Origin of the sequence: Pseudomonas sp. 18058 (genome assembly GCF_902706155.1) — a bacterium.
Lineage (GTDB): Bacteria > Pseudomonadota > Gammaproteobacteria > Pseudomonadales > Pseudomonadaceae > Aquipseudomonas > Aquipseudomonas rustica.
On sequence record NZ_CACSJY010000057.1, the window covers coordinates 23,243 to 36,710 of the forward strand.

9 protein-coding genes and 1 pseudogene are annotated in these 13,468 nt (G+C 59.9%); 9 read left to right on the top strand and 1 reads right to left on the bottom strand.

What is annotated here, in order from left to right:
* Positions 1-187 precede the first annotated feature (187 nt).
* The 9 genes from rpsF (at position 188) to GVL50_RS23700 (ending at position 13,305) form a co-directional block, all read left to right on the top strand.
* Positions 188-610 (top strand): 30S ribosomal protein S6, encoded by a 423-nt coding sequence (gene rpsF, locus GVL50_RS23660; RefSeq protein WP_003217491.1) that lies wholly within the window; start codon positions 188-190, stop codon positions 608-610.
* Between the two features lie 28 nt (positions 611-638).
* Positions 639-869 (top strand): 30S ribosomal protein S18, encoded by a 231-nt coding sequence (gene rpsR, locus GVL50_RS23665; RefSeq protein ID WP_002551829.1) that lies wholly within the window; start codon positions 639-641, stop codon positions 867-869.
* Between the two features lie 36 nt (positions 870-905).
* Positions 906-1,799 (top strand): hypothetical protein, encoded by an 894-nt coding sequence (locus tag GVL50_RS23670; RefSeq protein WP_053116778.1) that lies wholly within the window; start codon positions 906-908, stop codon positions 1,797-1,799.
* Between the two features lie 18 nt (positions 1,800-1,817).
* Positions 1,818-2,264 (top strand): 50S ribosomal protein L9, encoded by a 447-nt coding sequence (rplI, locus tag GVL50_RS23675; RefSeq protein WP_042557398.1) that lies wholly within the window; start codon positions 1,818-1,820, stop codon positions 2,262-2,264.
* Between the two features lie 120 nt (positions 2,265-2,384).
* Positions 2,385-3,782: a replicative DNA helicase gene (gene dnaB, locus GVL50_RS23680; protein ID WP_159815256.1), complete on the top strand. Its 1,398-nt coding sequence runs from the start codon at positions 2,385-2,387 to the stop codon at positions 3,780-3,782.
* A 190-nt stretch (positions 3,783-3,972) separates the two neighbouring features.
* Complete coding sequence (locus GVL50_RS23685; RefSeq protein WP_053116779.1) at positions 3,973-6,285, top strand: YgiQ family radical SAM protein; 2,313 nt, start codon at positions 3,973-3,975, stop codon at positions 6,283-6,285.
* A 279-nt stretch (positions 6,286-6,564) separates the two neighbouring features.
* On the top strand, positions 6,565-9,858 hold the full coding sequence (locus GVL50_RS23690; protein ID WP_159815257.1) for a DUF2126 domain-containing protein: 3,294 nt from the start codon (positions 6,565-6,567) through the stop codon (positions 9,856-9,858).
* 70 nt (positions 9,859-9,928) lie between these two features.
* Positions 9,929-12,415 (top strand): circularly permuted type 2 ATP-grasp protein, encoded by a 2,487-nt coding sequence (locus tag GVL50_RS23695; RefSeq protein ID WP_159815258.1) that lies wholly within the window; start codon positions 9,929-9,931, stop codon positions 12,413-12,415.
* Positions 12,415-13,305, top strand: coding sequence for a transglutaminase family protein (locus GVL50_RS23700; protein ID WP_159815259.1), 891 nt, complete (start codon positions 12,415-12,417; stop codon positions 13,303-13,305). Before GVL50_RS23695 ends, GVL50_RS23700 begins: the two co-directional genes overlap by 1 nt.
* A gap of 45 nt (positions 13,306-13,350) precedes the next feature.
* On the opposite strand, the pseudogene GVL50_RS29145 reads toward GVL50_RS23700, so the two are convergent.
* A pseudogene (locus GVL50_RS29145) lies at positions 13,351-13,468 on the bottom strand (IS110 family transposase); the annotation flags it as partial.

A 13,468-nucleotide genomic window follows, 5' to 3' on the forward strand; every position in this document is an offset into this window, starting at 1 on the left:
AGGTGTTCTTTGGTGATTGTTCAAATAATCACCAATTGCCTTGCACCTCTTCTGTCCCTTCTCTACAATTGCGCCCCTTGCTGTGACGGCAGGCACGCATGTGCCCCGCGCCAGCAAGTCCATAAGTGTCATTCACTCCTTGTCTGACCGTTTTTGAGCGGCAGGCTACAACCCGTAAGGAGCATTCATGCGTCATTACGAAATCATCTTTTTGGTCCACCCGGATCAAAGCGAGCAAGTCGGCGGCATGGTTGAGCGTTACACCAAGCTGATCGAAGAAGACGGCGGCAAAATCCACCGTCTGGAAGATTGGGGCCGTCGTCAACTGGCCTACGCAATCAACAATGTTCACAAGGCTCACTACGTGATGCTGAACGTTGAGTGCACTGGCAAGGCCCTGGCCGAGCTGGAAGACAACTTCCGCTACAACGATGCAGTGATCCGTAACCTGGTCATCCGTCGCGAAGAAGCCGTTACCGGCCAATCCGAGATGCTCAAGGCTGAAGAAAACCGCAGTGAGCGCCGTGAGCGTCGCGACCGTCCTGAGCACGAAGGCGCTGAAAGCGCTGATAGTGATGACAGCGACAACAGCGATAACGCTGACGAGTAATCCACGGACCTTTTAAGGAGCCTATCAAATGGCACGTTTCTTCCGTCGTCGTAAATTCTGCCGCTTCACCGCTGAAGACGTGAAGGAGATCGATTACAAAGATCTCAACACTCTGAAAGCCTACGTATCCGAGACCGGCAAAATCGTTCCAAGCCGCATCACCGGTACCAAAGCTCGTTATCAGCGTCAGCTGGCCACCGCTATCAAGCGCGCCCGCTTCCTGGCCCTGCTGGCCTACACCGACAGCCACGGCCGCTGAGACCGGGCAGTCGACAAGTAGCAAAGGATTGAATGCATGCGTGCCTTAGCTGAGTTCATCATGCGCGGCCGCATGCAGGCCACTCTCGTAGTGGCCGGATGTGCAACATTGCCGTTGTTGTATTGGTTGGGTGCCGCCGCCGGGAGCCTCGTGCTGCTGCGGCGCGGATTGACAGACGCCCTTGGTGTTCTGTTGCTGGGACTGCTGCCGGCCTTGGTCTGGTGGTTGTACGCCGATGATCCACGGGCACTTCTGGTGCTGCTGGGGTCTTCGGGGCTTGCGTTGATTTTGCGCGCAAGTGAGTCCTGGGTTCGTACGCTGCTGGCCAGCGTGGCAATAGGAGTGGTGTTTTCAGTGGTGCTCGGGGCGGCGTTTGCGGCCCAGATCGAGATGCTCGCGCAGGCCCTTATCAAGGTAATGCCCGCGCTTCTCGGTGAGACCTACAAGCAATTGTCGGTCGAAGAGCAAGCGCGTTTCGCGTCCCTGATTGCACCAGTCCTGACCGGACTGATTGCGGCGTTGTTGCAGATCGTCAGCGTGCTGAGCCTGATTGTCGGGCGTCATTGGCAGGCGTTGTTGTACAACCCGGGTGGTTTTGGTCGCGAGTTTCGCGCCATACGGATCCCGCTGGGGCCGGCGATGTTACTGCTGGCGTTGATGCTTCTGGGCCCGAATCTCGGTGCACAGATGGCCATGTTGACGCCGTTGTGCAGTGTACCGCTGGTGTTCGCCGGACTTGCCTTGATTCACGGGCTGGTCGGGCAGAAGCGACTGGCCGGTTTCTGGCTGGTGGGGTTGTACGTCACGCTGTTGCTGTTCATGCAGCTGATCTATCCGTTGCTCGTGGTTTTGGCCATTGTCGACAGCCTGATTGATTTTCGCGGTCGTCACGTGTCGAAAGACACCGACAGCGCGAACGGTGAAGGTTAAAAGTTAGAGGATTTTCACATGCAACTGATCCTTCTGGAAAAAGTCACCAACCTGGGCAACCTGGGTGACAAAGTAAACGTTAAGGCCGGTTACGGTCGTAACTACCTGCTGCCTTACGGCAAAGCTACCGCCGCGACCCCAGCGAACATCGCTGCGTTCGAAGAGCGTCGTGCCGAGCTGGAAAAAGCTGCTGCAGACCGTAAAGCATCGGCTGAAAGCCGTGCTGCCCAACTGGCCGAGCTGGAAGTGACCATCACTGCCACCGCTGGCGACGAAGGCAAGCTGTTCGGTTCGATCGGTACTCACGACATCGCTGACGCACTGACCGCCTCCGGCGTTGAAGTGCAGAAGAGCGAAGTTCGTCTGCCGAACGGCACCATCCGCAACGTAGGTGAATTCGACGTGGCTGTGCACCTGCACGCCGAAGTTGAAGCCACCGTACGCGTTGTCGTGGTAGCAGCTTAAGCAATACCTGATCGGCTGGCGGCTTGCCCGTCAGACGGTTAACATCGGGCACGATCCTGTTTACAGGTCGTGCCCTTTGTCTTTCTGCAATTCCTGATTTTCAACCAAACTCAAGTGGCCATGAACGATATCTCCGCTCCCGAGCAATACGATCTGCAAACCGCTGCCCTGAAGGTGCCGCCGCATTCCATCGAAGCCGAACAGGCTGTACTCGGTGGTCTGATGCTGGACAACAACGCCTGGGAACGCGTGCTCGATCAAGTCTCCGACGGTGATTTCTATCGACATGACCACCGCCTGATCTTCCGTGCGATCGCCAAACTGGCCGATCAGAACTCGCCGATCGACGTCGTGACCCTTGCCGAGCAATTGGACAAGGAAGGTCAGACCTCGCAAGTGGGCGGCCTCGGTTACCTCGGCGAACTGGCGAAAAACACACCGTCCGTCGCCAACATCAAGGCGTATGCGCAGATCGTCCGCCAGCGTGCGACGTTGCGCCAACTGATCGGCATCAGCACCGAGATCGCCGACAGCGCCTTCAACCCGGAAGGGCGCACCGCCGAGGAAATCCTCGACGAAGCCGAGCGTCAGATCTTTGCAATTGCCGAGGCCCGGCCGAAAACCGGTGGCCCGGTAGGCGTGAACGATTTGCTGACCAAGGCAATCGACCGCATCGACACACTGTTCAACACCGACAACGCGATTACCGGCCTGTCCACCGGCTACACCGACCTTGATGAGAAGACCAGCGGTCTGCAACCGTCCGACCTGATCATCGTTGCCGGCCGTCCGTCGATGGGTAAAACCACCTTCGCGATGAACCTGGTGGAAAACGCCGTACTGCGCAGCGACAAAGCCGTTCTGGTGTATTCCCTCGAGATGCCAGGCGAATCGCTGGTCATGCGTATGCTCTCGTCGCTGGGCCGCATCGACCAGACCAAGGTGCGTTCCGGTCAGCTAGAAGATGACGACTGGCCGCGACTGACCTCGGCGGTCAACCTGCTCAATGACCGCAAGCTGTTCATCGACGACACCGCCGGTATCAGCCCGTCGGAAATGCGTGCGCGAACCCGGCGTCTGGCGCGTGAGCACGGTGACATCGGTCTGATCATGATCGACTACCTGCAATTGATGCAGATTCCGGGTTCCGGCGGCGACAACCGCACCAACGAGATTTCTGAAATCTCGCGTTCCTTGAAAGCCCTGGCCAAAGAATTCAACTGCCCGGTGGTGGCGCTGTCGCAGCTCAACCGTTCCCTCGAGCAGCGGCCGAACAAACGCCCGATCAACTCCGACCTCCGGGAATCCGGAGCGATCGAGCAGGATGCTGACGTGATCATGTTCGTTTACCGCGACGAGGTGTATCACCCGGAAACCGAGCATAAGGGCATCGCCGAAATCATTATCGGTAAGCAACGGAACGGGCCAATCGGCTTTATCCGCCTGGCGTTTATCGGTAAGTACACCCGTTTCGAAAACCTTGCACCGGGCAGCTATAACTTCGACGACGACGAGTAATCTTCGGCGCCTGATCTGGCCTCTTCGCGAGCAGGCTCGCTCCCACATTTGGAATGCGTTCAAATGTGGGAGCGAGCCTGCTCGCGAATGGGGTCGGCACAATTTCCGACCACAGCCGTCGGAATTGGTCAAAATTTGTGCTATATTCCGCGCCCGCGAAATTCAATGAAAGCCAACACCGGTTATCGACATGCAAGCAGCCAAGCCGTTATTTGACTATCCAAAGTACTGGGCCGAATGTTTCGGGCCAGCGCCATTCCTGCCGATGAGCAGGGAGGAGATGGATCAGCTTGGCTGGGATTCCTGCGACATCATCATCGTCACCGGTGATGCCTACGTCGATCACCCGTCGTTCGGCATGGCGATCATCGGCCGGCTGCTGGAGTCGCAAGGCTTCCGCGTCGGGATCATCGCCCAGCCAAACTGGCAGTCCAAAGACGACTTCATGAAGCTCGGCGAGCCGAACCTGTTCTTCGGCGTCGCGGCCGGCAACATGGACTCGATGATCAACCGCTACACCGCCGACAAGAAAATCCGTTCCGACGACGCCTATACCCCGGGCGGTATGGCCGGCAAGCGTCCGGATCGCGCGAGCCTGGTCTACAGCCAGCGCTGCAAGGAAGCCTACAAAAATGTGCCGATCGTCCTCGGTGGCATCGAAGCCTCCCTGCGCCGTATCGCCCATTACGACTACTGGCAGGATCGCGTGCGTAACTCGATCCTGATCGACGCCTGCGCCGACATTCTGCTGTACGGCAACGCCGAGCGCGCGATTGTCGAAGTCGCCCAGCGTCTGTCCTATGGCCACAAGATCGAAGACATCACCGACGTGCGTGGCACCGCGTTCATCCGTCGTGACACGCCGCAAGGCTGGTACGAAGTTGACTCGACGCGCATCGACCGTCCGGGCAAGGTCGACAAGATCATCAACCCGTACGTGAACACCCAGGACACCCAAGCCTGCGCCATTGAACAGGAAAAGGGCCCGGTCGACGATCCGCAGGAAGCCAAGGTTGTACAGATTCTGGCCAGCCCGCGCATGACCCGCGACAAGACCGTGATCCGTTTGCCGTCGATGGAAAAAGTCCGCGGTGATGCGGTTCTTTATGCTCACGCCAACCGCGTGCTGCACCTCGAAACCAACCCGGGCAACGCCCGCGCGCTGGTACAGAAGCATGGCGAAGTCGACGTCTGGTTCAACCCGCCGCCGATACCGATGACCACCGAAGAAATGGACTACGTGTTCGGCATGCCTTACGCACGTGTTCCGCACCCGGCGTACGGCAAGGAGAAAATCCCGGCCTACGACATGATCCGTTTCTCGGTGAACATCATGCGCGGCTGCTTCGGTGGCTGCACCTTCTGCTCGATCACCGAGCACGAAGGCCGGATCATCCAGAACCGTTCCGAAGAGTCGATCATTCGCGAGATCGAAGAGATCCGCGACAAGGTGCCAGGCTTCACCGGCGTCATCTCCGACCTCGGTGGCCCGACCGCAAACATGTACCGCATCGCCTGCAAAACGCCGGAAATCGAATCCGCGTGCCGCAAGCCGTCCTGCGTATTCCCGGGCATCTGCCCGAACCTGAACACCGACCACTCGTCGCTGATTCAGCTTTACCGCAGCGCCCGTGCCTTGCCGGGTGTGAAAAAGATTCTGATTGCCTCCGGCCTGCGCTACGACCTCGCGGTCGAGTCGCCGGAGTACGTCAAAGAGCTGGTGACCCACCACGTCGGCGGTTACCTGAAGATCGCCCCGGAACACACCGAGGAAGGTCCGCTCAACCAGATGATGAAACCGGGCATCGGCAGCTATGACAAGTTCAAGCGCATGTTCGAGAAGTACACCAAGGAAGCGGGCAAAGAGCAGTACCTGATTCCGTACTTCATCGCCGCCCACCCGGGCACCACCGACGAAGACATGATGAACTTGGCCCTGTGGCTCAAGGGCAACGGCTTCCGCGCCGACCAGGTGCAAGCGTTCTACCCGTCGCCGATGGCCACCGCCACCGCGATGTATCACTCGGGCAAGAACCCGCTGCGCAAGGTCACTTACAAGAGTGACGGCGTGAATATCGTCAAGAGCGAAGAGCAGCGTCGTCTGCACAAGGCGTTCTTGCGTTATCACGACCCGAAAGGCTGGCCGATGCTGCGTGAAGCGCTGATCCGCATGGGTCGCGGCGACCTGATCGGTTCGGGCAAGGATCAACTGATCCCGACGCACCAGCCGACCACCGACAGCTACCAGAGCGCCCGTCGCAAGAACTCGACGCCGGCTGGCAGCCATAAAGTGGCGAAAGAAGGCAAAGAGAAGACCACCAAGATCCTCACCCAGCACACCGGTCTGCCGCCGCGTGCCAGTGACGGTGGTAATCCTTGGGACAAGCGAGAGCAGGCCAAGGCGGCGGCATTTGCCCGCAACCAACAGGCTGCGAAAGAGCGTAAAGACGCCGCGAAAGGCAAAGGGCCGAAACCGACCCGCAAGCCGGTCGTACCGCGCTAAAGCAAACGCCAACCTTCGGGTTGGCGTTTTTTTTTTGAGTCAAAAGATCGCAGCCTGCGGCAGCTCCTACAGTGGGATTCGCGTTTCCCTGTAGGAGCTGCCGCAGGCTGCGATCTTTTGATCTTCGCCACATTTAGGCGCAACTTCGCCTAACCATTTCCCCGCATCGCCCGATTTTGGTGCTGTACTGCCCTAAGCATTCCGGGAAAGCGCCCAAGCCTCTGCATGGCATAAGTCTTGCGCGCTTTCGAATACGCTTAGGCTCGCAGGAGGCACGCCGTGTCGATTCATGTCGCATTGCATCACGTCACGCATTACCGCTACGACCGCGCTGTCGAACTCGGCCCGCAGATCGTTCGCCTGCGCCCGGCTGCCCACAGTCGCACGCGGATTTTGTCGTATGCGCTGAAAGTCTCGCCCGAGCAGCATTTCATCAACTGGCAGCAAGACCCGCAGGGCAACTACCTCGCGCGGCTGGTCTTTCCTGAGAAAACCGATGAGTTGCGCATCGAGGTCGATCTGCTGGCCGAAATGGCCGTGTTCAATCCCTTCGATTTTTTCCTTGAGCCCTACGCCGAGAAAATCCCTTTCGCCTACGCCGCCGATGAGCGCAAGGAACTGGCGCCGTATCTCGAAACCCTGCCACTGACACCAAAATTCAAAGCCTATCTGGACGCCATCGATCGCACGCCGCTGCCAGCGGTGGACTTCCTCGTCGCACTCAACCAGCGCCTCAGCGAAGACATCGGCTACCTGATCCGCATGGAGCCGGGCGTGCAAACCCCGGAGCACACCCTCGAACACGCCTCCGGCTCCTGTCGCGACTCGGCGTGGTTGCTGGTGCAATTGCTGCGCAACCTCGGGCTGGCCGCGAGGTTTGTATCCGGTTATCTGATTCAACTGACCGCCGATGTGAAAAGCCTCGACGGCCCGTCCGGCACTGAAGTGGATTTCACCGACCTGCACGCTTGGTGTGAGGTGTACTTGCCGGGTGCTGGCTGGATCGGTCTGGACGCCACGTCTGGACTGTTCGCCGGTGAAGGGCATATTCCGTTGGCCTGTAGTCCCGATCCGTCCTCGGCGGCGCCGATCAGTGGTTTGGTCGAACCCTGCGAATGCGTGTTCAGTCACGAAATGTCGGTGGAGCGGATCTGGGAGGCGCCGCGCGTCACCAAGCCTTACACCGATGAGCAATGGCTGGCGATTCAGGCGTTGGGCCGGCAGATCGATGCTGACCTGTTAGCCGATGACGTGCGCCTGACCATGGGCGGCGAGCCGACTTTCGTGTCCATCGATGACCCGGACGGCGCCGAGTGGAACACCGCTGCATTGGGCGAGGACAAGCGCCGTCTCTCTGCGGAATTGTTCCAGCGTATGCGCAAACACTACGCGCCCAAGGGCCTGGTGCATTTCGGTCAGGGCAAGTGGTATCCGGGCGAACAACTGCCGCGCTGGTCGCTCAACTGCTACTGGCGCCGCGACGGCGTGCCGGTTTGGCATAACGACGCGCTGATCGCTGATGAACAACAGGATTACGGCGCCACAGGTGAATTGGCCGGGCGTTTCCTCGCCAGTGTCGCCGAACGCCTGAAATTGCCTACACGTTTTGTGTTCACGGCCTACGAGGACAACTTCTATTACCTGTGGCGCGAGGGCACGTTGCCGAGCAACGTCAGCGCCGAAGACTCGCGTCTGGAGGAGCCGCTGGAGCGCGCACGCCTGCGCAAAGTCTTCAGTCAGGGCCTGAACAAGGTGATCGGCCAAGTGCTGCCGTTAGCGCGTACAGCCAAGGGTGATCAATGGCAGAGCGGGCGTTGGTACCTGCGCGATGATCATTGCCGTCTGGTGCCGGGTGATTCACCGCTGGGTTATCGCCTGCCGCTCGGTTCGCAGCCGTGGGTGAAAGCCGCCGAGTACCCGTTTATTCATCCACAGGATCCAAATCAGGATTTTCCCGAGCTGCCGCAAACCACCCAACTCAACCTTCACGGCGAACCGGCGACGTCTGATGAGCGCACGCCAAAAATCGACGAATCCGCCGATTGGCTGACCCGCACCGCGTTCTGTGCCGAAGCCCGCGAAGGGCGTTTGTACCTGTTCATGCCACCGCTGGAACGGGTCGAAGATTATCTGGAACTGGTCGCGGCCATCGAAGCCACCGCCGAAGAACTGCATTGTCCGGTCTTGCTGGAAGGCTACGAGCCGCCGAGCGATCAACGCCTGAGCAACTTCCGCATCACCCCCGATCCGGGCGTGATCGAGGTCAACGTGCAGCCATCGGCGACATGGGACGAGTTGGTCGAGCGCACCGAGTTCCTCTATGAAGAAGCGCGGCAAACCCGCCTGACCACCGAGAAATTCATGATCGACGGCCGCCACACCGGTACCGGCGGCGGCAATCACTTTGTGCTCGGCGGCGCGACGCCGGCGGATTCACCGTTTCTGCGACGTCCGGATCTGCTGCGCAGCCTGATCAGTTACTGGCACAACCATCCATCGCTGTCGTACCTGTTTTCCGGATTGTTCATCGGCCCGACCTCTCAGGCGCCGCGCGTCGACGAGGCACGCAATGACGCGCTGTATGAGCTGGAAATCGCCTTCGCGCAGATGCCGGAACCGGGCGAGGAATGCGCACCGTGGCTGGTCGATCGATTGCTGCGCAACTTGCTGATCGACGTCACCGGCAACACCCACCGTGCCGAATTCTGCATCGACAAACTGTATTCGCCGGATGGCGCCACCGGGCGTCTCGGCTTGCTGGAATTGCGCGCCTTTGAAATGCCGCCGCATGCGCGCATGAGCCTCGCTCAACAATTATTGCTGCGGGCGCTGGTCGCACGGTTCTGGCGCGAACCCTATGCGCCAACGAAACTGGCGCGCTGGGGCACCGAACTGCACGATCGCTTCCTGTTGCCGCACTTTATCGAGCAGGACTTCGCCGACGTCATCGTCGAACTGAACAGCGCCGGTTATCCGCTGCGGGCGGAATGGTTTGCGGCGCACCTAGAGTTTCGTTTTCCCAAGGTCGGCGATTACGCCGTCAACGGCATCGAACTGGAACTGCGTCAGGCGCTGGAGCCGTGGCATGTGTTGGGCGAGGAGGGCGCGGCGGGCGGCACGGTGCGCTATGTCGATTCATCGCTGGAGCGCTTGCAGGTCAAGATCAAAGGGCTGCCGCCGCAGCGTTATCTGCTGACTTGTAATGGCGTCGCGGTACCGTTGCACCCGACCGGGCGCGTCGGTGAATTCGTCGCCGGTGTGCGTTACCGCGCCTGGCAACCGGCCAACTGCCTGCAACCGAACATACCTGTGCACGCACCGCTGGTATTCGACCTGCTCGACACCTGGATGGGTCGATCACTGGGCGGTTGTCAGTACCACGTCGCCCATCCCGGCGGACGTAATTACGAGACGCTGCCGGTTAACGCTAACGAAGCGGAGAGCCGGCGTATGGCGCGATTCTTCCGCGTCGGACACACGCCAGGGAAACTTCCTATACCGAAGGTGGAAATCACTGACGAGCTACCGATGACAATCGATTTACGACGTTTCCAAATCGTACGCGACGCTTAGATTTTTCGTATATCCGGGCGTCATGTGCCTGCGTTAGTCTGACCGTTCCTTGCTGTCTGCCGAGCTTTCCATGCCTGACCTGCTAGACCGCTACCCGCTCACGGCGGGCACTTATCACGAACTGCTCGACGGCAGTGGAGCGGTGCGCCCGCATTGGCAGCGGCTGTTCGATCAGTTGCAGCGCAGCAGCCCGGCGCAACTGCTGCAGCGGCAAGCGTTGCTGGCGCGGCAGATTCAGGAAAACGGCGTTACCTATAACGTCTATGCCGACCCCAAAGGCGCGGATCGGCCGTGGGAACTGGATCTGTTGCCCCATGTGATTGCGGCGGATGAATGGCAGCAGTTGTCAGCCGGGATCGCTCAGCGTGCGCGCCTGCTCAATGCGGTGCTGGCGGATCTTTATGGCCCGCAAAAGCTGATCAGCGAAGGTCTGCTGCCGGCGGAACTGGTCTTCGGCCACAACAATTTTCTCTGGCCGTGTCAGGGCATTGCGCCACCGGAAGGGGCTTTCCTGCATCTTTACGCGGTGGATCTGGCGCGCACGCCGGACGGCCGCTGGTGGGTGACGGCCGATCGCACTCAGGCACCTTCGGGTGCCGGTTATGCGCTGGAAAACCGCACCATCGTTTCCCGTGCTTTCCCCGAGTTGTACCGCGACCTGAAGGTGCAGCATCTGGCCGGTTTTTTCCGTACGTTGCAGGAAACCATGGCCCGGCAGGCACCCTGCGACGATGATGCGCCGCTGATCGTGTTGCTGACGCCTGGGCGTTTCAACGAAAGCTATTTCGAACATTTGTACCTGGCTCGCCAGCTCGGTTATCCACTGGTCGAGGGCGGCGATCTGACCGTGCGCGATGCCACGGTCTACCTGAAAACCCTCAGCGGCCTGCGTCGGGTACACGCAATCATGCGCCGGCTCGACGACGATTTCTGCGACCCGCTGGAGCTGCGCACGGACTCGGCACTCGGCGTGCCCGGACTGCTTGAAGCCGTGCGTCAGGGCCGTGTGCTGGTGACTAATGCGTTGGGTAGCGGCGTGCTGGAATCGCCGGGGTTGCTGGGGTTTTTGCCGAAGATCAATCAATTCCTGTTCGGCGAAGAACTGATCCTGCCATCGATTGCCACGTGGTGGTGCGGTGAGGCGCCGGTGTTGGCGCAGGCGTTGGAGAAACTTCCAGAACTGTTGATCAAACCGGCATTCCCATCGCAAACCTTCGCGCCAGTGTTTGGTCGTGATCTGAGTGAAAAGCAGCGTCAGGCGCTGGCCGAGCGCATGCAGGCGCGCCCTTACGCCTACGTCGCGCAAGAATTGGCTCAGCTGTCCCACGCGCCTATCTGGCAGGCTGAGAACGGTCAGTTGCAACCCCGGGCGATCGGCATGCGCATGTATGCCGTGGCCAGTCGCGACGGTTATCGCGTGCTGCCCGGTGGCCTGACCCGAGTGGCCGCCGAGGCCGATGCCGAAGTGGTGTCGATGCAGCGCGGCGGCGCGAGCAAGGACACCTGGGTGTTGGGCGAACGCGCGCCGAGCGGTGAGCAGTGGAAAACTCAGCGCAATGTCGGCGTGCACGATCTCGTCCGCCGCGATCCCTATTTGCCGTCGCGGGTGGTGGAAAACCTGTTCTGGTTCGGCCGTTATTGCGAGCGCTGCGACGACAGTGCGCGCTTGCTGCGCATCATGCTCGCGCGATATGTCGACGGCGATGACCCGCAAGCGTTGCAGGCTGCGGTCGATCTGGGTGAACGGCTGGCGCTGTTGCCGGACGAAGGCGAATTGCCTGAACGCCTTTTGGCGGCATTGCTCGGCGAAGATTGGTCATTCAGCCTGCGCTCCAACCTGCAACGCTTGCAGTGGGCGGCCTCGCAGGTGCGCGGCAAACTTTCACGGGAGAACTGGCAGGCACTGGTCGAGTTGCAGCGCGAAGCGATGGAGCTGGACACCGACGAGCCGGACTTCGGCGAGTTGCTGGATTTTCTCAACCGACTGGTGATGTCACTGGCGGCGCTGTCTGGGTTTGCCCTCGACGACATGACCCGCGATGAAGGCTGGCGCTTTCTGATGATTGGCCGGCGCATCGAACGTCTGCAATTCCTCAGCAGCAGTCTCGCGGCATTTTTGCGCGGCGCCGGCGCTTTCGATCAGTCGGGGCTGGAATGGCTACTGGAACTGGGTAACAGCAGCATCACCTATCGCTCACGGTATCTGGCGGTGGCGCAATTGATCCCGGTGCTGGATCTGTTGCTGCTGGATGAGCAGAACCCGCACGCGGTGTTGTTCCAGCTGAAACTGGTGACGCGCACGTTGAAACGCCTGAACGAGGATTTTGGTGCGCCTCGGGAGGCCGGGCTGCCGCAACTGGTCGAGCGTCTGGCGCGTTTCGATCTGGGCTGTCTGGAAAATCCGCTGTTCGGTGACACCAGCGTGCGCGCGGCGCTCAATGGCCTCGCGGATCTGCTGCAAGAGATTGCTGAGGCCAGCGGGCAAGTATCTGATCGTCTGGCGCTGCGCCATTTCGCTCACGTCGATGATGTCAGCCAACGCACGGTGTCCGTCTGATGAGCGCGCATTACCAGATCCTCCACGACACCTGTTATCACTACGACAGCCCGGTGTCGCTGGCGCAGCAATTGGCACATCTATGGCCACGCGAATGTGCCTGGCAGCGCTGCACCGAACAAAAATTGCTGATCAGTCCGGAGCCGACGGCGCGCCGCGATGAGCTGGATGTGTTCGGTAATCCGCTAACCCGACTGGCGTTCGAGCGCCCGCATGATGAATTGCAGGTGAACGCGCGGCTGACGGTGGAAGTGTTGGCGCGGCCGGTGCTGGATTTCCAGCAGTCGCCAGCGTGGGAACAGACTCGCGATGCGCTGACCTACAGCAGCCTGCCGTTGTCCGCGGAGATACTTGAGGCGTGTCGATACCGCTTCCAGTCACCGTATGTGCATTTGAAACGCAGCTTCGTCGAGTTCTCGCAAAGTTGTTTCCCTGCGGGGCAGCCATTGATGCTCGGTGTGCAGGCGTTGATGCAGAAGATTTTCAGCGAATTCACCTTCGATGCCGAAGCGACCCAAGTGGCGACGCCGCTGGTAGAAGTGCTGGAGCGGCGGCGCGGGGTGTGTCAGGACTTTGCGCACTTGATGCTGGCGTGTGTGCGCTCGCGAGGTTTGGCTGCGCGTTATGTCAGTGGTTATCTGCTGACTCAGCCGCCACCGGGGCAGCCACGCCTGATCGGCGCCGATGCCTCGCATGCTTGGGTGTCGGTGTTTTGCCCGGTGTTGGGCTGGGTGGATTTCGATCCGACCAATAACGTGCAGCCGGCACTGGAGCACATCACTTTGGCGTGGGGCAGGGACTTTTCAGATGTTTCGCCGCTACGCGGTGTAATCCTCGGCGGCGGCAACCACGACCCGGAAGTGCGCGTCACCGTGATGCCACTGGATTAACGCAGATCAAACTGTGGGAGATTCTATGGTTGCGAACAACGTTTTTTAGGCAGTTTTGCTGACGTATGCTTTCTCGCTCTTCAGCAGCGCGTATGCAATACGCGCGAGTTTACGTGACAAAATCACCAGCGCTTCAGTGGTGGCCTTGCCCTTGTTTCGATGA